Source organism: Pseudomonas sp. NFACC56-3, assembly GCF_900100025.1.
Classification (GTDB): Bacteria; Pseudomonadota; Gammaproteobacteria; order Pseudomonadales; family Pseudomonadaceae; genus Aquipseudomonas; species Aquipseudomonas fluorescens_AA.
The window spans coordinates 44,265-63,008 of the sequence record NZ_FMTK01000014.1; the positions used below are offsets into that span (position 1 = coordinate 44,265).

Annotated in this window: 19 protein-coding genes and 1 tRNA gene; 8 read left to right on the forward strand and 12 right to left on the reverse strand. The window is 61.4% G+C overall.

Going from position 1 to position 18,744, the window contains the following annotated elements; translation table 11 throughout:
* Positions 1-92: 92 nt before the first annotated feature.
* The 6 genes from BLO80_RS18745 to BLO80_RS18770 all read right to left on the reverse strand — a co-directional run bounded on the left by BLO80_RS18745 (position 93) and on the right by BLO80_RS18770 (position 5,138).
* Positions 93-695 (reverse strand): 50S ribosomal protein L25/general stress protein Ctc, encoded by a 603-nt coding sequence (locus BLO80_RS18745; protein WP_092329337.1) that lies wholly within the window; start codon positions 693-695, stop codon positions 93-95.
* 142 nt (positions 696-837) lie between these two features.
* Positions 838-1,779: a ribose-phosphate pyrophosphokinase gene (locus BLO80_RS18750; RefSeq protein ID WP_003171603.1), complete on the reverse strand. Its 942-nt coding sequence runs from the start codon at positions 1,777-1,779 to the stop codon at positions 838-840.
* Positions 1,780-1,826: 47 nt separating this feature from the next.
* Positions 1,827-1,901 (reverse strand) — tRNA-Gln (locus BLO80_RS18755).
* 37 nt (positions 1,902-1,938) lie between these two features.
* Positions 1,939-2,790, reverse strand: coding sequence for a 4-(cytidine 5'-diphospho)-2-C-methyl-D-erythritol kinase (gene ispE / locus BLO80_RS18760; protein ID WP_092329340.1), 852 nt, complete (start codon positions 2,788-2,790; stop codon positions 1,939-1,941).
* A gap of 1 nt (position 2,791) precedes the next feature.
* The gene (lolB, locus tag BLO80_RS18765) at positions 2,792-3,409 is read right to left on the reverse strand and encodes a lipoprotein insertase outer membrane protein LolB (protein ID WP_030138578.1); all 618 of its coding nucleotides are present in this window, start codon (positions 3,407-3,409) and stop codon (positions 2,792-2,794) included.
* A gap of 4 nt (positions 3,410-3,413) precedes the next feature.
* Complete coding sequence (locus BLO80_RS18770; RefSeq protein ID WP_092329342.1) at positions 3,414-5,138, reverse strand: tetratricopeptide repeat protein; 1,725 nt, start codon at positions 5,136-5,138, stop codon at positions 3,414-3,416.
* 173 nt (positions 5,139-5,311) lie between these two features.
* Between BLO80_RS18770 and hemA the strand changes: the two genes are divergently transcribed.
* The 6 genes from hemA (at position 5,312) to BLO80_RS18800 (ending at position 10,689) form a co-directional block, all read left to right on the forward strand.
* Complete coding sequence (gene hemA, locus BLO80_RS18775) at positions 5,312-6,601, forward strand: glutamyl-tRNA reductase (protein ID WP_092202501.1); 1,290 nt, start codon at positions 5,312-5,314, stop codon at positions 6,599-6,601.
* Positions 6,598-7,680, forward strand: a complete 1,083-nt coding sequence (prfA, locus tag BLO80_RS18780; RefSeq protein WP_092329345.1) for a peptide chain release factor 1 — start codon at positions 6,598-6,600, stop codon at positions 7,678-7,680. Before hemA ends, prfA begins: the two co-directional genes overlap by 4 nt.
* 14 nt (positions 7,681-7,694) lie before the next feature.
* Positions 7,695-8,525 (forward strand): peptide chain release factor N(5)-glutamine methyltransferase, encoded by an 831-nt coding sequence (gene prmC, locus BLO80_RS18785; protein WP_092329347.1) that lies wholly within the window; start codon positions 7,695-7,697, stop codon positions 8,523-8,525.
* Positions 8,519-9,274, forward strand: a complete 756-nt coding sequence (locus BLO80_RS18790) for a molybdopterin-synthase adenylyltransferase MoeB (RefSeq protein ID WP_060743134.1) — start codon at positions 8,519-8,521, stop codon at positions 9,272-9,274. Before prmC ends, BLO80_RS18790 begins: the two co-directional genes overlap by 7 nt.
* Complete coding sequence (gene murI, locus BLO80_RS18795; protein ID WP_092329349.1) at positions 9,267-10,058, forward strand: glutamate racemase; 792 nt, start codon at positions 9,267-9,269, stop codon at positions 10,056-10,058. The genes BLO80_RS18790 and murI overlap by 8 nt, the downstream gene beginning before the upstream one ends.
* A gap of 112 nt (positions 10,059-10,170) precedes the next feature.
* Positions 10,171-10,689 (forward strand): acyloxyacyl hydrolase, encoded by a 519-nt coding sequence (locus tag BLO80_RS18800; RefSeq protein WP_092329351.1) that lies wholly within the window; start codon positions 10,171-10,173, stop codon positions 10,687-10,689.
* 112 nt (positions 10,690-10,801) lie between these two features.
* Here the strand turns inward: BLO80_RS18800 and BLO80_RS18805 are convergent, their stop codons facing one another.
* From BLO80_RS18805 to BLO80_RS18830, 6 genes are all read right to left on the reverse strand, one after another.
* The gene (locus tag BLO80_RS18805; protein ID WP_092329354.1) at positions 10,802-11,107 is read right to left on the reverse strand and encodes a YkgJ family cysteine cluster protein; all 306 of its coding nucleotides are present in this window, start codon (positions 11,105-11,107) and stop codon (positions 10,802-10,804) included.
* Between the two features lie 27 nt (positions 11,108-11,134).
* Positions 11,135-11,908, reverse strand: a complete 774-nt coding sequence (locus BLO80_RS18810) for an SDR family NAD(P)-dependent oxidoreductase (protein ID WP_092329356.1) — start codon at positions 11,906-11,908, stop codon at positions 11,135-11,137.
* Positions 11,909-12,030: 122 nt separating this feature from the next.
* Positions 12,031-13,482: a deoxyribodipyrimidine photo-lyase gene (phrB, locus tag BLO80_RS18815; protein ID WP_092329525.1), complete on the reverse strand. Its 1,452-nt coding sequence runs from the start codon at positions 13,480-13,482 to the stop codon at positions 12,031-12,033.
* Between the two features lie 12 nt (positions 13,483-13,494).
* Positions 13,495-14,442: a MerR family transcriptional regulator gene (locus BLO80_RS18820; RefSeq protein WP_092329359.1), complete on the reverse strand. Its 948-nt coding sequence runs from the start codon at positions 14,440-14,442 to the stop codon at positions 13,495-13,497.
* A complete protein-coding gene (locus BLO80_RS18825) occupies positions 14,442-15,404 on the reverse strand; it encodes a YbgA family protein (RefSeq protein WP_092329361.1) in 963 nt (320 codons plus the stop codon). The genes BLO80_RS18820 and BLO80_RS18825 overlap by 1 nt, the downstream gene beginning before the upstream one ends.
* A 183-nt stretch (positions 15,405-15,587) precedes the next feature.
* A complete protein-coding gene (locus BLO80_RS18830; RefSeq protein ID WP_092329364.1) occupies positions 15,588-16,574 on the reverse strand; it encodes an NAD(P)/FAD-dependent oxidoreductase in 987 nt (328 codons plus the stop codon).
* A 196-nt stretch (positions 16,575-16,770) separates the two neighbouring features.
* Between BLO80_RS18830 and BLO80_RS18835 the strand changes: the two genes are divergently transcribed.
* Positions 16,771-17,670 (forward strand): TIGR01777 family oxidoreductase, encoded by a 900-nt coding sequence (locus BLO80_RS18835; protein ID WP_092329366.1) that lies wholly within the window; start codon positions 16,771-16,773, stop codon positions 17,668-17,670.
* Between the two features lie 13 nt (positions 17,671-17,683).
* Positions 17,684-18,709 carry a ferrochelatase gene (gene hemH, locus BLO80_RS18840; protein WP_092329370.1) on the forward strand — a complete coding sequence of 342 codons (1,026 nt, stop codon included), beginning with the start codon at positions 17,684-17,686 and terminating at the stop codon, positions 18,707-18,709.
* The last annotated feature ends 35 nt before the right edge of the window (positions 18,710-18,744 follow it).

Genomic DNA, 18,744 nt, shown 5'->3' on the forward strand with positions numbered 1-18,744 from the left:
GATTTACCGTTGAGTAAACTTCGCGTTCTCGCCCGCTGTCTCGCTACGTTCCAGTCCGCGATGTTTCCGGTCACTCCGGCGACAGAGTGAAATTACTCTGCAGCGCCTTCTTCTGTGGCTTCTGGAGCAACACGTGGAGCGTGGACGTTGGCAACAGCCTTGTCATCGCCGTGTGCCAGAGCAACAAACTCAACGCCTTTAGGAGCCTTGAGGTCGGACAGGTGAATGATCGTGCCGACTTCGGCGTCAGCCAGGTCGACTTCGATGAATTCAGGCAGGTCTTTCGGCAGGCAAGTCACTTCGATTTCCGAAACAACGTGGGAAACTTCGCCGCCTTTCTTGATCGGAGCAGCTTCGCCAACGAAGTGTACAGGCACGATAGCGGTCAGTTTCTGGCCAGCGACTACGCGTACGAAGTCAGCGTGCATCACGTGGCCTTTGGCCGGGTGACGCTGCAGGGCTTTGATCACGACGTTTTGCTTGGTGCCGCCAACGTTCAGCTCGATGATGTGGCTGTAGGCCGCTTCGTTTTCGAGCAGTTTGGCAACTTCTTTGGCCAGCATGCTGATGGACTCAGGGGCTTTGTCGCCACCGTAGACTACAGCTGGAACCAGGCTTGCGAGACGACGCAGGCGGCGGCTCGCACCTTTCCCCAGGTCGGAACGCACTTCAGCATTCAGAGTAAAATCGTTCATGTTGTATCTCCAAAATAGCCATGACCGAGTGACGTTTGCGACCAGCGTCAGGCACGGTATGGGCAAAAAAGCCCCGCCCCGACAGGTGATGTCGGGGCGGGGCGCTTTTCGTCAACGAGGTGTCCTGGAAAGGGCAGGGCCCTTAGCGGAACATCGCGCTGATCGATTCTTCATTGCTGATGCGGCGAACCGCTTCGGCAACCACCGGTGCGATATCCAGTTGACGGATACGCGCACAGGCTTGTGCTGCAGCGGACAGCGGAATGGTGTTGGTCACCACCAGCTCGTCCAGCACGGAATTTTCAATGTTCTCGATTGCCCGACCGGACAGCACAGGGTGTGTGCAGTAGGCAAAGACCTTGGCAGCGCCATGCTCTTTCAGGGCCTTGGCCGCGTGGCACAGGGTGCCGGCGGTATCGACCATGTCATCGACCAGGATACAGGTACGCCCTTCGACGTCGCCGATGATATGCATCACTTCGGAGTGATTGGCTTTCTCACGGCGTTTGTCGATGATACCCAGATCTACGCCCAAGGATTTGGCAACAGCCCGTGCACGCACGACGCCGCCAATGTCCGGGGACACGATCATCAGGTTTTCGAAGCGCTGATCTTCGATATCATCCACCAGGACGGGGGAGCCGTAGATGTTATCCACGGGAATATCGAAGAAACCCTGAATCTGGTCGGCATGCAGATCAACCGTGAGGACACGGTCGATGCCGACTACGGTGAGCATATCAGCCACGACTTTCGCGCTGATGGCCACGCGTGCGGAACGCGGACGGCGATCCTGACGGGCATAACCAAAGTAAGGAATAACAGCAGTGATACGAGTAGCCGAGGAACGGCGGAAGGCATCAGCCATCACGACGAGTTCCATCAGGTTATCGTTGGTCGGAGCGCAAGTCGGCTGAATAATGAAGACGTCTTTACCGCGAACGTTTTCATTGATCTCGGCAGTGATTTCGCCGTCGGAAAATTTACCGACAGAAATGTCACCGAGAGGGATATGCAGCTGACGTACGACACGTCGAGCCAGATCGGGGTTGGCGTTCCCCGTAAAGACCATCATCTTGGACACGCGCAGTACCTGAAGGCTGAGGGTATACCTGGATGAGTATAGGAAAATGGCAGGGGCGGCTGGATTCGAACCAACGCATGGCAGGATCAAAACCTGCTGCCTTACCGCTTGGCGACGCCCCTGTATCTGTTGCTGCGAGTGCCCAGCACTCGATTCCTTTTAGAGCAGGTCCTGCAGCTTGCGATGCAACATCGAAACGTTGCTTCCTTTTGCTACAAACCCTGTAAGGGTCTCTGTAAGAAGGGCCGAGACTTTATCAGCTTCAGCTTTGCTTGGGAAGCCCCCAAACACACAACTTCCAGTTCCGGTGAGTTTTGCTTCGGTAAATTTACCTAACAAATTCAAAGCGTTACGAACATCTGGATAACGCCTTGCTACCACCGGTAAGCAGTCATTTCGACTGTTTCCCTTGGGAACGGGGCGCACTTTAATGGGAGGAGAGTTACGTGTCAACAGTGGATCTGAAAAAATTTCTGCTGTACTTACAGATACTTGCGGCACCAGCACCAAGTACCAGGGTTCCTCGGGTTCCACTGGGGTGAGTTTTTCCCCGACGCCCTCGGCGAAAGCGGCGTGGCCACGCACGAAAACCGGCACGTCGGCGCCCAGCGTCAGGCCCAGGGCAGCCAGGCGATCGATCTCCCAGCCAAGCTGCCACAAATGGTTGAGGCCCAATAAAGTCGTCGCCGCATTCGAGCTGCCGCCACCGATGCCGCCGCCCATGGGCAGGATTTTTTCGATCCAGATATCGATGCCCAGCCTGCAACCGGATTGCGCCTGGAGTTGTTTCGCGGCCTTGACGATCAGGTTGCTGTCGTGGGGCACGCCTTCGAACTCGGTGTGCAGATGAATCACGCCGTCGTCGCGCACGGCGAAGGTGATCTCGTCGCCGTAGTCCAGGAACTGGAAGATCGTCTGCAACTCGTGGTAGCCGTCCGGACGGCGGCCGAGGATGTGCAGCATCAGGTTGAGCTTGGCCGGGGAGGGCAGGGTCAGGCGTGCAGCGGTCATCTCATTGCCCCAGCTTGCGCGGCTGCCATTGTTTGATCACCAGCGTGACGTCGAGGTTGCTGCCGTGCAACTTGATGCGTTCGGGCAGCCAGTAGCCGTTCTGCTGGGCATAGCTGAGGTATTCGATCTGCCAGTCATCCTGTTCCAGGTTGGACAGGCGACTGTCGGCGTCGAGGGTCAGGCGACTTTTACTGTCCGGTGCCGGCAGCCCGCGAACCCACCAGGTCAGGTGGGAGACCGGCAGTTTCCAGCCCAGCTGTTCTTCCAGCAGCGCTTCGGGGGTGGGGGCTTCGTAGCGTCCCTGATTGGCGACTTCCAGGGAAACCTGGCCCGGCCGGCCAGTCAGGCGGGCCGCGCCGCGACCCAGTGGGCCCGACAGGCGGATGTCGTAGTAGTCCTGGCGTTGCAGCCAGAACAGCGTGCCGCTGCCCGAGTCTTTCGGGGCGCGGATGCCGATCTTGCCGTCGATCTGCCAGCCGTCGAGGCCGCTCAGTTGTTGCTTGTGCTCGCGCCACTGGGCCTGGTTGCCCTGGCCCTGGACGGATTCACGGGCGCCGAAGCCCGCGCAACCGGCGAGCAAGGCAATGAAGCTGAAAACGATGAAATGGCGCAAAAACATAATCTTAAAGAGTCTCGGATCCGGTCAGGCGTTTGATGGTGCTGCGCAAGATAGGGCTGTCAGGCTGATCCTTGAGGAATCGGCTCCAGATCTGCCGGGCTTCGCGTTGTTTGCCGTTGGCCCATAGGACCTCGCCCAGGTGAGCGGCGACTTCCTGGTCGGGAAAGCGCTCCAGGGCCTGGCGCAACAGGCGTTCGGCTTCGTCGAGATTGCCCAGGCGGAAATTCACCCAGCCAAGGCTGTCGAGTACCGCCGGGTCTTCCGGATTGATCTGGTGGGCCTGTTCGATCAGCAACTTGGCTTCGTCATAGCGGGTGGTGCGATCCGACAAGGTGTAGCCCAGGGCATTGAGGGCCATGGCGTTGTCCGGGTCACGCTGGATGATCAGGCGCAGGTCTTTTTCCATCTGGGCCAGGTCATTGCGTTTTTCCGCCAGCATGGCGCGGGTATACAACAGGTTCAGATCGTCCGGGTACTGCTTCAAGGCTTGCTGCAGTACGTTCCAGGCCTTGTCGCCCTGATTGTTGGCCGACAGGGTTTCGGCTTCGATCAGGTACAACTGGATGCCGTAGTCCGGCTGGGAGTCGCGCTGTACGGCGAGGCGGCTCTGGGCCTCGGCGGTCTTGCCGTTGCCCATCAGGATATCGGCCTGGCGCAACTGCGCCGGCAGATAGTCGTTGCCCGGGCCAACCTGGGCGTACTCGATCAGTGCGCTCTCGGGGTCGTTGCGTTCCTCGGCGATGCGACCCAGGTTCAAATGGGCCGAGTCGACATGGCTTTCCCGGGCGATCAGGTCTTCCAGATAACCCTTGGCCTCTTCCCAAGCCTTGGCTTCCAGGCAGACCAGCGCCAGGGAATAGCGCAGCTCATCGTCTTCCGGGTATTGCTGGACCAGGCTGGAGAACTCCACCTTGGCGTCGTCCATGCGGTTGTTTTCCACCAGCATGCGGGCGTAGGTGAGGCGCAGGCGTTTGTCGTCCGGGTATTTCTTGATGCTTTTTTCCAGCAGCGGCAAGGCTTCGTCGCCGCGGTTCAAGCCTTGCAGCAGGCGGGCACGCAGCAGGATCGGCGCCACTTCGCCGGCCTCCGGCGGGTTGTCTTCCAGCAGGGTGAGGGCGCCCTGGGTGTCGCCATCCTGTTGCAGCAGCAGGGCCTTGCCGAAAATCAGCTGGCCGTTATTCGGGTGGCGCTGCAACAGGCGATCGAAGCTTTTCATCAGGCCGTTGCGGGTTTCCTGGTCGGTATCGGCGGCGGACAGTGCCAGGAAGTCGAAATGGGTGTCGCCCTTGCCCAGCAGGACTTTCTCCATATAGACCATGGAGTCGTCGTAGCGCCCGGCCCGGGCCAGTTGCACGGCGGCGGCGCGCTGCGCTTCCAGGTCATCGGGGGCATTCCTGGCCCAGATCAGCGCGGTATCCAGCGCGGGCTGGTCGGCGCCCAGGTATTCGGCAATGCGAAATGCCCGTTCGGAGATGCCCGGGTCCTGGGTATTGATGGCCTGGGTCACGTAGTTGTCCAGCGCAATGTCGAAGCGATTGCGCTGGCCTGCCAGTTCGGCGCTCAACAGGCTGAAGATGGTTTCTTCGCTGAACGAGCCATAGACCTTGGGTTTTTCAGGGGCCTGCACGCTGTCTTCGACTGGCGGCGTACCGTCCGTCGAAACGGGGGCCATGGACTGGCAGCCGCTGAGCAAGGCAAGGGCGAGGAGCAACGCGGAAGATCTATTCATATAGGAAGAGGACGACTAACCTGCGGTCGGATCATCATGACACAAGCCTTGGGTCAAACATAACCGCCCCGTCGATTTACAACCCCAGGGCAGGGCGATAGAGATCGAGTGGTTGTTCTGAATCTGACGAAGTAGGACAATTACCGGCTTCACGTCACCATCAGCGACCTTGAATGGCCTTCCTTGCACTCGGTATTAACCACAAGACTGCTTCAGTAGACGTCCGCGAGCGCGTGGCCTTTACGCCTGAGCAGCTGGTTGAGGCCCTGCAGCAGCTCTGCCGGCTCACCGACAGCCGCGAAGCTGCGATCCTCTCCACCTGCAATCGCAGTGAGCTTTATATAGAACAGGATCACGTTTCGGCCGATTCGGTGCTGCGCTGGCTGGCCGAATATCACAACCTGAGCCTTGAAGAGCTGCGCGCCAGTGCCTATGTGCATGAAGACGATGCGGCCGTTCGTCACATGATGCGCGTCGCCTCGGGGCTCGACTCGCTGGTGCTGGGCGAGCCGCAGATTCTCGGCCAGATGAAATCGGCCTACGCCGTGGCCCGCGAGGCCGGCACCGTCGGCCCGCTGCTGGGGCGCTTGTTCCAGGCCACCTTCAATGCCGCCAAGCAGGTGCGCACCGACACCGCCATCGGCGAGAATCCGGTGTCCGTGGCGTTCGCCGCCGTCAGCCTGGCGAAACAGATTTTCAGTGATTTGCAACGCAGCCAGGCGCTGCTGATCGGCGCTGGCGAGACCATCACCCTGGTCGCTCGCCATCTCCACGACCTGGGGGTGAAACGCATTGTCGTCGCCAACCGGACCCTGGAGCGGGCCAGCACCCTGGCCGAACAGTTTGGTGCCCATGCGGTGCTGCTGTCGGACATTCCCGCCGAACTGGTGCACAGCGACATCGTCATCAGTTCCACCGCCAGCCAGTTGCCGATCCTCGGCAAGGGCGCCGTGGAAAGCGCCCTGAAGCTGCGCAAGCACAAGCCGATTTTCATGGTGGACATCGCCGTTCCCCGGGACATCGAGCCGGAAGTCGGCGAGCTGGACGATGTTTACCTCTATAGCGTCGACGACCTGCACGAGGTGGTGGCCGAGAACCTCAAGAGCCGGCAGGGCGCGGCCCAGGCGGCGGAAGAGATGGTCAGCGTCGGCGCCGAGGACTTCATGGTGCGCCTGCGCGAGCTGGCGGCGGTGGATGTGCTCAAGGCGTATCGTCAACAGAGCGAACGCCTGCGCGACGAGGAGCTGCAAAAGGCCCAGCGCCTGCTGGCCAACGGTGGCAGTGCCGAAGAGGTGCTGGTGCAACTGGCCCGCGGCCTGACCAACAAGTTGCTCCACGCCCCCAGTGTCCAGCTCAAGAAGCTGACTGCCGAAGGCCGCCTCGATGCGCTGGCCATGGCCCAGGAACTCTTTGCCCTCGGTGAGGGCTCACCGGATAGCTTTTCGGATAAAAAACCGCAATGAAAGCGTCGCTGCTCAACAAACTGGACATCCTCCAGGACCGTTTCGAAGAATTGACCGCCTTGCTGGGCGATGGCGAAGTCATTGCCGACCAGAACAAATTCCGCACCTATTCCAAGGAATACGCGGAAGTCGAGCCGATTGTCGCCACCTATAAACAGCTGCTTAAAGTGCAGGGCGACCTCGAAGGCGCCCAGGCGCTGCTCAAGGACAGCGACCCGGACATGCGCGAAATGGCCGTGGAGGAAGTGCGCGAAGCCAAGGAGCAGTTGCTCGAACTGGAAAGCAACCTGCAACGCATGCTGCTGCCCAAGGACCCGAATGATGGGCGCAACGTGTTCCTCGAGATCCGTGCCGGCACTGGCGGCGACGAGGCGGCGATTTTTTCCGGCGACCTGTTCCGCATGTATTCGCGTTATGCCGAGCGTCGCGGTTGGCGCGTGGAGATCCTGTCGGAGAACGAAGGCGAGCACGGCGGCTATAAAGAAGTCATCGCCCGGGTCGAAGGCGACAATGTCTACGGCAAGCTCAAGTTCGAATCCGGCGCCCACCGCGTGCAGCGCGTGCCGGCCACCGAATCCCAGGGGCGCATCCACACCTCGGCCTGCACCGTGGCGATATTGCCCGAGCCGGACGAGCAGGAAGCCATCGAGATCAACCCGGCTGACCTGCGGATCGACACGTACCGTTCTTCGGGCGCGGGCGGCCAGCACGTCAACAAGACCGACTCGGCGATCCGCATCACCCACTTGCCCTCGGGCATCGTGGTCGAGTGCCAGGAAGAGCGTTCCCAGCACAAGAACCGTGCGCGGGCCATGGCCTGGTTGTCGGCCAAGCTCAACGACCAGCAGACCAGCGCCGCTGCCAACGCCATCGCCAGCGAACGCAAATTGCTGGTGGGCTCGGGCGATCGTTCCGAACGGATCCGTACCTACAACTTCGCCCAGGGCCGGGTCACCGACCATCGCGTCAACCTGACCCTGTATTCCCTGGACGAGATCCTGGCCGGCGGTGTCGATGCGGTCATCGAGCCGTTGCTGGCCGAATACCAGGCCGACCAGTTGGCGGCGATTGGCGAGTAAGCACAGGTGAATAAATGACCATCATCGCCAGTCTGTTACGCGCCGCCGAGCTGCCGGATTCGCCCACGCCACGGCTGGATGTCGAGTTGTTGCTGGCCGCTGCCCTGGGCAAGTCCCGCAGCTTCCTGCACACCTGGCCCGAGCGGATCGTGCCCAGCGAGGCGGCGCTGCTGTTCTCCGAATACCTGCGTCGCCGTCGCTCCGGCGAGCCGGTGGCCTACATCCTTGGGCAACAGGGTTTCTGGAAACTCGACTTGGAAGTCGCGCCCCATACGCTGATCCCGCGTCCCGACACCGAACTGCTGGTGGAAACCGCACTGGCCTTGCTGCCCGCGACACCGGCCCGGGTCCTGGACCTGGGCACCGGCAGCGGCGCGATTGCCCTGGCATTGGCCAGTGAGCGTGCGGCCTGGAGCGTCACGGCGGTCGACCGGGTGCTGGAGGCCGTGGCCCTGGCCGAACGCAATCGCCAGCGCCTGGCCCTGCGCAATGTCACGGTGTTGAGCAGCCACTGGTTCAGCGCCTTGGAGGGCGAGCGTTTCCAGTTGATCATCAGCAACCCGCCGTACATCGCGGCCAGCGATCCGCACCTGGCCGAGGGCGACGTGCGTTTCGAGCCGGCCAGTGCCTTGGTGGCCGGGCCGGACGGGCTCGATGATCTGCGCCAGATCGTGGCCCAGACGCCAGCGCACCTCGAACCGGGGGGCTGGCTGATGCTCGAGCATGGTTACGATCAGGCCGAGGCGGTGCGCGATTTGTTGGGTGCCCAGGGGTTTGTCGAGGTCCACAGCCGCAAGGACCTGGGGGGCCATGAGCGCATCAGCCTGGGGTGCCTGCCGTGCTGAACGATCAGGAGCTGTTGCGCTACAGCCGGCAGATTCTGTTGCAGCACGTCGACATCGATGGCCAATTGCGTCTCAAGCAAAGCCGCGTGTTGATCATCGGCCTCGGCGGGCTCGGCGCTCCAGTGGCGTTGTACCTGGCCGCCGCTGGCGTGGGTGAGATGCACCTGGCGGATTTCGACAGCGTCGACCTGACCAACCTGCAACGCCAGGTCATTCACGACACCGACAGCGTCGGCCTGAGCAAGGTCGATTCGGCGATGCGGCGCCTGGGGGCGATCAACCCCGAGGTTCGGTTGGTGCCTCACCGGGCCGCCATGGACGAAGACAGCTTGGCCGCTGCGGTCGCGGCGGTGGATGTGGTGCTCGACTGCTCGGACAATTTCTCGACCCGCGAAGCGGTGAACGCGGCCTGTGTCGCGGCGGGTAAGCCGCTGGTCAGCGGCGCGGCGATTCGCCTGGAAGGGCAGTTGTCGGTGTTCGACCCGCGTCGCCCCGAAAGCCCTTGCTACCACTGCCTCTACGGCCATGGCAGCGAAGCCGAGCTAACCTGTAGCGAAGCCGGTGTGATCGGGCCGCTGGTGGGGTTGGTGGGCAGTCTGCAAGCCCTTGAAGCCTTGAAGCTGCTGGTCGGTTTCGGCGAGCCGCTGGTGGGACGGCTATTGCTGATCGACGCCCTGGGCACGCGTTTCCGCGAATTGCGGGTCAAGCGCGACCCGGGGTGCAGTGTCTGTGGTGGCTCGCATGAATGACGCACCGGTGGGCGTGCTGGACTCGGGAGTCGGCGGGCTGTCGGTGCTGGGGGAGATCCGTCAGTTGCTGCCCGATGAGTCGCTGCTGTACGTGGCTGACTGTGGGCACATTCCCTACGGCGAGAAGAGCCCGGAATACATCCGACAACGTTGCGCGATCATTGCCGACTTTCTCTTCAGTCAGGGCGCCAAGGCGTTGGTGGTCGCCTGCAACACCGCTACGGTGGCCGCGGTCGCCGATCTACGGCGCGATTTTCCCCGCTGGCCGATCGTCGGCATGGAACCGGCGGTCAAACCGGCGGCCGCCGCAACCCGCAGCGGTATCGTCGGGGTGCTGGCGACCACCGGCACCTTGCAGAGCGCCAAATTCGCCGCCTTGCTCGACCGTTTCGCCACCGATGTGCGCGTCATCACCCAGCCGTGCCCGGGCCTGGTCGAGTTGATCGAAGCGGGGGACTTGCACAGCCAGGCCCTGCATCAACTGCTGCAACACTACGTCGAGCCGTTGCTTGCAGCCGGCTGCGATACGCTGATCCTGGGCTGCACCCACTATCCATTCCTCAAGCCTTTGCTCAAGGACATGATCCCAAGGCACATCAGCCTGATCGACACCGGCGCCGCCGTGGCCCGGCAACTTCAGCGCCTGTTGGCCGAACGTGGGTGGCTGGCAGAGGGGGCGCCCCATGAAACGCAATTCTGGACTAGCGCAGACCCCATACATTTGAGAAAAATCCTACCGCTGCTATGGCATTCGTCTGGCGTTGTGCGAAGCTTCGAACTGTAAGAAAAACGTGAAAATTGTGTGAAACGGGCTGAACTTCTGTTTTACCGCGGATTTCTATAGCTTTGTCTGTTTGTAACTAAACTAACTAAGTCTGTTCGCAAAGGATGTTCTAATGAAGCGCTTATTCTGCTTTGCCGCGTTTGCGGCTGCATTGCTGGGGCACACTTACACCGCTCAGGCGGCGGGTGTGGAGTTTGGGGTTGGCCAAACTAGTGACTCGACCATGACCTATCGCCTGGGCATGCAGTTCGACTGGGACAAGAGTTGGTGGCAGAGCGATGTCGGTCGCCTGACCGGCTACTGGAGCGGTGCCTATACCTACTGGGAAGGGGACGAGACGTCCAGCAACCATAGCCTGTCGTTCTCGCCGGTCTTTGTGTATGAGTTTTCCGGCCAGAACGTGAAGCCTTACATTGAGGCGGGGGTAGGTGTTGCGCTGTTTGCCAACACCGAGGTGGAAACCAACAAGTTGGGCACGGCCTTCCAGTTCGAGGACCGCATCGGTTTCGGCTTGCGCTTCAATGGTGGACATGAAGTGGGCATTCGCGCCACTCACTACTCCAACGCAGGTATCAAGTCGACCAACGACGGTGTGGAAAGCTACGCGCTGCACTACACGATGCCGCTGTAACACCTGAACAATTGTGGGAGCGAGCTTGCTCGCGATAGCGATAGACCAGCCACCCTGAAGTTGTCTGACTTACCGCTATCGCGAGCAAGCTCGCTCCCACAGGTTTTTTCGCCTACCGATACGCCGTCGCAATGCCCTGGCGCTCTTCCAGGCATTCCGGCGCGCCCATCTCGAACTCGCGGCAGATCAGCGGGCGCTTTTCGTAGATGGTGCACATCATGCTGTCGCGATCCAGGGCCGCGCACCAGCCGTCGTCGAGTCGCAGCATCACTTCCCCACCCCAGTCGTCCGTGTCGATAAAACGCTCCGGGACCCCGGTGTCGGTGATCAGCATCACCTCCAACTGGCAGCAGCACGCCGCGCATGTCGAGCAGGTGACGGCCGGTGCCGGCATTTCATGGAGGGGGATGGTTTTCATGGCGCGCAGTGTAAGGCAATCGGCGGCTCAGGGTTGTCCCTTGATCGGATAGCCGTTTTTTGCCTGGCATGAGTCGATGTCGGCCGGCAGGGTTTCGGTGGATGAAGGCAAGGGCCACAGGGCGCTCATGGACGCGATGGGAAGCGCGACTTCCCGGGGGCGTTCCACCAAGTGCTTCAGCACATGCCGCGCCGCTTCTTCTGGCGACCAGTGGGCCGGGAATGGTAAACAGTCGTCGGCCCCCAGCGATGGATCGTCGTAGCCAGGGTGCACCCAGGTCACATCAACGCCCGCAGACGCCAGCTCTGCTCGAGTCGATTCGAACAGATGGCGCATCCCGCCTCCACCCGCTTCGCTGTTCGAGGGCGGCAGATAAGTCGCCGGGCTGGCGATACCCACCAGATGAGGTTGGGTCCCGGCGCGCAACAAGGGCATGGCCACTTCGATGCAGAAACTGGCGGCCAGCAGGTTACTGCGCACGATATGCTCGATCAATGTGTGGTCAGTATGCTGTTGGTCAACGTACTCAGTCGTTCCAGCATTGAGGATCACCTGATCCAGGGCGCCCCATTGTCGGGTGATCTGTTCACCGATCTCGCGCACGGTCTGGCTATCGGTCAAATTGCCGGGCACGGTCAGCACTTGTCCTGGATAACGTACCGAAAGGGTTTCGCACGAGCGGGGCGAGTGTGAACTGACGGCCAAGTATGCACCTGTCTCAAGTATCGCTTCAGCCAACGAAGCGCCGATTCCATTGCCGGCCCCGGTGAGCCAATAACGCCGGGGCAGTCTTAAACCCATTCCGCACTCCTTTCGATTGCCTGACTGCTGATACACGACTTTCAGTAGAGTTCGTACGATTAGTACGACTATATGTTATCGGGTAAATATTGCATCCCGCGGCCTGGCAATTTTTATGTTCGCTAATCGCTCATCCCTTCAACGGCTGAGTCCTGTCGCGTCGGCAGGTTTCTGAACGCCGCCAGCGCACGGGCCCTGGACTCGCGCAAATCGACGATCGGTGCCGGATAATCCACTGCGCCAAACAAGCCGCCATGGGTGTTTGGGCTATGGACCTGTTGCCTGTCCAGATCGTTCAGTTCAGGTAACCAGTACTTGATGAACAGGCCCTCGCGGTCAAATTTTTCCGACTGGCTCAAAGGGTTGAAGATGCGGAACCAAGGCGCCGAGTCGGTACCGGTGGAGGCGCTCCACTGCCAGCCACCGTTATTGGCGGCCAGGTCGCCGTCGATCAGGTGCTGCATGAAAAAACGCTCGCCTTCACGCCAATCGATCAACAGGTTCTTGGTCAGGAACATGGCGACCACCATCCGCAAACGGTTGTGCATCCAGCCGGTTTCCAGCAATTGGCGCATGGCCGCATCGATAATCGGCAGGCCGGTGCGTGCCTGTTTCCATGCCTCCAGTTCGGTGGGGGCCTTGCGCCATGCCAGCGCTTCGGTTTCCGGGCGGAACGCGCAGTGGCGCGACACGCGTGGATAACCCACGAGAATGTGTTTATAGAACTCGCGCCAGAGCAATTCATTGATCCAGGTCACGGCGCCGGTGCTTCCACTCTCGAATTCACCCCGGTTGGCTTGCAGCGCGGCATGCAGGCACTGACGTGGCGACACCACCCCGGCTACCAGGTAGGCCGAGAGCTGGCTGGTGCCGGGCCGGGCCGGGAAGTCCCGCTCGTGCTGGTAATCGTCGAGGTGCTGGTCGACAAAACTGTCCAGGCGCCGTCGAGCTTCGGTTTCACCGGCGGGCCAGAGGGCGCGCAGTGCTTCGCTGGGCGGGGCGAATCCAGCGACCTGCGTCGGCACCGGATCGCGGGCAATGCCGGTGCGGGCCTGCTGGCGCGGTGTGGCGACCAGGCTCGGCAGCGAAACATGCAGACGGTTGTAGCAGACCTTGCGGAACTGACTGAACACCTGGAAATAATTGCCGCTCTTGGTCAGTACGCTGCCAGGCCTGAACAACAGTTGATCGAGGTGACGGTGAAGCTCGATGCCCTGATCATTCAATGCACGGGCGACTTCGCTGTCGCGTTGCGTTTCATTCAGGCCGTACTCTTCGTTGACATGCACGGCCCCAACGTTCAGTTCGCGACATAGCTTGAGCAGCACGTGCGGCGCCTGGTGCCAATGCGTTGCCTCGCGAATCAAGAGCGGGATGTTCAATTCATCCAGGGCCGCGCTCAATACGCCGAGGTTGCGCAGCCAGAAATCGATCTTGCACGCTGCGTCGTCATGGGCACGCCATTGTTCGGGGCTGGTCAGGTACACCGCCACGCAGGGCCCTTGGGCTGCGGCCGCCGCGAGGGCGGTGTTGTCGTGCAGGCGCAAGTCGCTGCGCAGCCAGATCAGTTGCAGGCTGTTTTCCATCTAAAGGAGTTCTCTGCGGCTCAGTTCGCGGTGAGCCGATAGCGGGTCTTCGGCCCAGGACAGGTCAATCATCGAAACGCCTGTGGATAACCGGGCGTGGTGGATCGACGCGGCCGGGCCGGCAATGATGATCGGGCAATCGATTCCACCCAGCAGCCTGGGCAGTTGGGACAGATTGATGGCGTGACTGGAATACAACAGGACGCCGCGAGCCTTGAGGCGTTCGACCGCCAGGGCCAGTTCGCCTGCCGGTAGCGGGCTGTCGAACACCTCCACCGGGCAATCGGCGCTGCTGGCCAGCCAGGCGGTGAGCCACAGGTGCGGTTCCTGGGGCAAGTCCGAATGATTGACCAGCAACAGTGGCGCACCGCGCAACTGACGGTTGTTGTGGTAGATCCGGCTGCCAAACTTGCTGCGCAGCCACGAGTACAGGAAGACCCGTTCCAGTTGCGCGCCAAACTGGCCTTGCCAGCGCGAGTGCAGCTCGGCCAGCAACGGCAAGAGCAATTGCTCGCACACGGTCCAGGGCGGATACAGCGCCATCGCTTGGTTGATCAGGTCATCGATCTGACGCTCGGCCAGTTGCGTCACCGCCAGCGCCAGGGTGTTGCGCTGACGCTGCCAATCGTTCTCCGGTGGCGGCGTGGGTGCTGTAGACAGCGGCGGTGTGTCCAGCAACGGCTTGATCTTGCTCACCGCGACGCCACGATCGATCCAAGTGAGGATGCTGCGGATCCGTTGCACGTGGTCGGCATTGAACAGTCGATGTCCCTTGGGCGTGCGGTGCGGCACGATCAGGCCGTACCGGCGCTCCCAGGCCCGCAACGTGACGGCGTTGACACCGGTCTGCCGGGCGACTTCGCGTATGGGCAGCCAGCCTTGCGCCAAGGCCTTGGCAAAGTCGGCCCCCAGGTCTTCGCGGGCGCTGGAATCGGGATCGTTGTTCATCAAATGGCGTTTCGCAAACTGAGGTTTTCCGGGTGCGGTTGCAGGTAGACCTGCTGCGCCAGGTAAGGGTCGGGGTGCTGGCGCAGGTGATGCTTGAGCAACGTCAGCGGCACCACCAGGGGCACGATGCCGAGGCGGTACTGCCCGATGAGGTGCTGTACCTCCTGCTTGTCGTCGGCGTCGATGGCGCGCTTGAGGTAACCGCTCAGGTGTTGCAGCACATTGGTGTGGGTGCGGCGGGTGGCGCATTTCTTCAAAGCGGCCATCAAGGCACTGAAATAGCGTGGACCCAGTTCATTGGGATCGGCCTTGCCCATGTCGCCCAGCAATTTGCCCAGGGCCTTGTACTGCTCGGGGTTGTGAGCCATGAGCAGGTATTTGTAGCGCGAGTGGAATTCGATCAGGTCGCGCCGGGTCAGGCCCTGGCGGCGCAAGGATTGCCAGGCGGCATAGGCAAACACCCGGGTCAGGAAGTTCTCCCGCAGGACCGGGTCGTTGAGGCGACCGTCTTCCTCCACCGGCAGATCGGGGTGACGTTCGCAAAAGGCCTGGGCATAGATACCGCGCCCGCCGCCCTCCTGGGGAACACCGTTGTGGTCATAGACCTTGACCCGCTCCAGTCCGCAGGATGGCGATTTCTGCATGAAGATGTAGCCGCAGAGGTCATCCAGTTCCCCGGCCATCTGCTGCCCATAGTCGGCCAATGGCCGGGTCACGTTGAGGTCGCGATTCACCGTACCGAGCGCCTCGGGGTGTTCAGGATTGCCCACCAGGCGAATCGGCTCCCGGGGAATGCCCAGGCCGATGGCGACTTCGGGACACACCGGCACGAAATCGAAGTAATCGATGAGGGTGCGGCTGCACAACAGCGATTGCTTGTGCCCGCCGTTGAAGCGAACTTCGTCACCCATCAGGCAGGCGCTGATGGCGATTCTGGGTTTGGCGATGGCTGCGCTGGGCATGGGCGACCTCTGATGGCTAATCTTGTACAAATTTATATTTATGTACAATATTTTCATCATAGGCCCCTATGTACACAAGTCAACCGGATTCATAGAGGGGCTGGGCGATGTCAGTGGGTGCCGCGGGCAGGCTGCTGTCTCTTTCGACAGCAGCGAAGAGCGATGGAATGGGGGGGACGCGATCTACTGCAGGCTTGCATGCAGGCGGCGTGCAGCCTCCTGGCCGCTGAGCCATGCACCTTCGACCCGGCCGGACAGGCACCAGTCACCACACACGTACAGCCCCAGGTCGGCATCGGCCAGGGCGCCCCATTCATGGCTGCCGGCGGGGCGGGCATAGAGCCAACGATGGGCCACGCTGAAGCTTGGTGCGGGCATCGCGCTGTGCAGCAGTTCGGCGAATGCACCGTGCAGGTGTTCGATCACCGCTTCCTTGGACAGGTCGATGTGCTGCCGGCTCCAGTCGCTGGTGGCGTGCAGTACCCAGGTGTCGAGCTTGCTGTCGCGTCCCGGTTTGCTGCGGTTGCGCGCCAGCCAGTCCAGGGGGCTGTCCTGTACGAAGCAGCCTTCCATGGACGTATCCAGCGGTGCTTCGAAGGCCAGGGCCACAGCCCAGGTCGGGTCCATCTTCACGCCGGCGGCCACGGCGGCCAGCTTCGGTACGGCCGCCAGCAAGGCGGTGGCCTGGGGCGCGGGCGTGGCGATCACCACGTGGCCGAAGGGGCCATGGGTGAAACCTTCCGCGTCCTGCAGATGCCAATGCTCCTGGCCGCGATACACCTCGGTGATCCGGCAGGAAAACTGCACCTGCAGTTTGTCGAGCAAGGCGCGGGTGATGGCGCTCATGCGCGGGGTGCCGACCCAGCGAGTCTGTTCGTCCGGCGATGGGCTCAGTTGCCCATTCTGGAAGTTGTAGAGCTGCGGGTTCCATTCCGCGGCCCAGCCGTTGGCTTGCCAGCGCTGGACCTCTGTGACAAAGCGGCGATCGCGGGCAGTGAAATACTGCGCGCCCATGTCCAGTGCGCCGGCGTCGCTGCGCTTGCTCGACATGCGTCCGCCACTGCCGTGGCTTTTATCGAAGAGTTGAACGTTATGCCCGGCCTCCGTCAGGGCCTGGGCGGCTGAAAGTCCGGCGATGCCGGTGCCGATGATCGCGATAGGTACAGTCATGAGGGCCTCGTTTACCTTTCTGTACAGACTACGCCGTCGTTTAAACCTGTACAATTTGGGTTTTTGGTATAAGTTTTACCGTTCGCGTTTGGACAGCTTGTCCTATTGTTAAACACAGACCCTGTCCGATACGAAAAATCCCTGCCTATAAAAATAGACTAATGGGCCGGGTAAAACGCGATGCGAGGAACATCTCATGCACATATTGCTGACCGGCGGTACTGGTTTGATCGGACGTCAGCTCTGCCGCCTCTGGTTGCAGCAGGGGCATCGCCTGACGGTATGGAGTCGCCGACCCGAAGAAGTGGCGAAAATCTGCGGGACATCGGTGCGTGGCGTGGCGAGGCTCGACGAAATCCATGAGCCGGTGGACGCGGTGGTCAACCTCGCCGGCGCCCCCATCGCCGACCGCCCCTGGAGCCACAAACGCAAGATGTTGTTGTGGAGCAGTCGTGTCACGTTGACGGAAGTCTTGCTGGCGTGGCTGGAGCGTTGCGAGCAGAAACCGCAGGTGCTGATTTCCGGTTCCGCGGTGGGCTGGTACGGCGACGGTGGCGAGCGTGAATTGACCGAGGAATCGGGACCGGTGAGTGAAGATTTCGCCAGCCAGTTGTGCATCGCCTGGGAAGAAACCGCGCAACGGGCCGAGGCCTTGGGCCTGCGCGTGGTGCTGGTGCGTACCGGTCTGGTCCTGTCCGCCGAGGGCGGCTTTTTGTCGCGGCTGCTGTTGCCATTCAAGCTCGCCCTGGGCGGGCGTATCGGCAATGGTCGGCAGTGGATGCCGTGGGTTCACATCGACGATCAAATCGCCCTGATTGATTTTCTTCTGCACCGCACCGATGCCAGCGGTCCTTATAATGCGTGCGCGCCGAACCCGGTGCGCAACCGCGATTTTGCCAAGGCCCTGGGGCGTGTATTGCATCGGCCGGCCGTGGTGCCAATGCCGGAGCTTGCGCTGAAGGTCGCGCTGGGGGAATTGTCCTTGCTGTTGCTCGGCGGCCAGCGCGCCACGCCGGCCCGATTGCAGGCGGCGGGTTACACATTCCGGTTCACTGATTTGCCTGCGGCCCTGGAAGACTTGTCCAGCCGCCTTTGAAATAGGACGTTGCATGACCGATCACGCGTTGCTTCTGGTGAATCTGGGTTCGCCTGCCTCCACCTCGGTGGCCGATGTGCGCCGCTACCTCAATCAATTCCTGATGGACCCGTATGTCATCGACCTGCCATGGCCGGTGCGGCGCTTGCTGGTGTCGCTGATCCTGATCAAGCGCCCCGAGCAGTCGGCCCACGCCTACGCCTCGATCTGGTGGGAAGAGGGGTCGCCGTTGGTGGTGCTCAGTCGCCGGCTGCAACAGGCCATGACCGCACAATGGGCCCAGGGCCCGGTGGAACTGGCGATGCGTTATGGCGAGCCGTCCATTGAGTCGGCGCTGGTGCGGCTGGCGAGTCAGGGGCACAAGAAGATCACGTTGGCGCCGTTGTATCCGCAGTTCGCCGACAGCACCGTGACCACAGTGATCGAGGAGGCCAAGCGGGTCGTGCGGGAAAAGAAACTCAATGTGCAGTTTTCGATCCTCCAACCGTTCTACGATCAGCCCGAATACCTCGACGCCCTGGTGACCAGCGCCAAGCCGTACCTGATGCAGGAACACGATCATCTGTTGTTGAGTTTCCACGGCTTGCCGGAACGGCACCTGACCAAGCTCGACCCGACGGGATTTCATTGCTTCAAGGATGCCGACTGCTGCAAGAATGCGCCGCCGGAGGTCATGGCGACCTGTTACCGCGCGCAATGCATCCGCACTGCCGAACTGTTTGCCCAACGCATGGGGCTGGCAGATGGCAAATGGTCGGTGTCGTTCCAGTCGCGCTTGGGGCGTGCCAAGTGGATCGAGCCCTACACCGAGGCGCGCCTGGAGGAGCTGGCCAAAAGCGGCGTGAAGAAAGTGCTGGTGATGTGCCCGGCGTTCGTGGCCGACTGCATTGAAACCCTGGAGGAAATCGGCGATCGCGGGCGCGAGCAATTCCGCGCGGCAGGGGGGGAGGAGTTGGTGCTGGTGCCTTGCCTCAATGATGAGCCGCAGTGGGCACAGGCGTTGAGTACTCTCTGCGAACGGGCTCCGATAGCGTTGTGAGGTTCAAGGGCCTCATCGCGAGCAAGCTCGCTCCC

Coding starts and splice junctions, on each gene's coding strand:
- BLO80_RS18745 (WP_092329337.1), bottom strand. CDS start 695: ATGAACGATTTTACTCTGAATGCTGAAGTGCGTTCCGACCTGGGGAAA.
- ispE (WP_092329340.1), bottom strand. CDS start 2,790: ATGACCGCTGCACGCCTGACCCTGCCCTCCCCGGCCAAGCTCAACCTG.
- lolB (WP_030138578.1), bottom strand. CDS start 3,409: ATGTTTTTGCGCCATTTCATCGTTTTCAGCTTCATTGCCTTGCTCGCC.
- BLO80_RS18770 (WP_092329342.1), bottom strand. CDS start 5,138: ATGAATAGATCTTCCGCGTTGCTCCTCGCCCTTGCCTTGCTCAGCGGC.
- hemA (WP_092202501.1), top strand. CDS start 5,312: ATGGCCTTCCTTGCACTCGGTATTAACCACAAGACTGCTTCAGTAGAC.
- prfA (WP_092329345.1), top strand. CDS start 6,598: ATGAAAGCGTCGCTGCTCAACAAACTGGACATCCTCCAGGACCGTTTC.
- prmC (WP_092329347.1), top strand. CDS start 7,695: ATGACCATCATCGCCAGTCTGTTACGCGCCGCCGAGCTGCCGGATTCG.
- murI (WP_092329349.1), top strand. CDS start 9,267: ATGAATGACGCACCGGTGGGCGTGCTGGACTCGGGAGTCGGCGGGCTG.
- BLO80_RS18800 (WP_092329351.1), top strand. CDS start 10,171: ATGAAGCGCTTATTCTGCTTTGCCGCGTTTGCGGCTGCATTGCTGGGG.
- BLO80_RS18805 (WP_092329354.1), bottom strand. CDS start 11,107: ATGAAAACCATCCCCCTCCATGAAATGCCGGCACCGGCCGTCACCTGC.
- BLO80_RS18810 (WP_092329356.1), bottom strand. CDS start 11,908: ATGGGTTTAAGACTGCCCCGGCGTTATTGGCTCACCGGGGCCGGCAAT.
- BLO80_RS18820 (WP_092329359.1), bottom strand. CDS start 14,442: ATGAACAACGATCCCGATTCCAGCGCCCGCGAAGACCTGGGGGCCGAC.
- BLO80_RS18825 (WP_092329361.1), bottom strand. CDS start 15,404: ATGCCCAGCGCAGCCATCGCCAAACCCAGAATCGCCATCAGCGCCTGC.
- BLO80_RS18830 (WP_092329364.1), bottom strand. CDS start 16,574: ATGACTGTACCTATCGCGATCATCGGCACCGGCATCGCCGGACTTTCA.
- BLO80_RS18835 (WP_092329366.1), top strand. CDS start 16,771: ATGCACATATTGCTGACCGGCGGTACTGGTTTGATCGGACGTCAGCTC.
- hemH (WP_092329370.1), top strand. CDS start 17,684: ATGACCGATCACGCGTTGCTTCTGGTGAATCTGGGTTCGCCTGCCTCC.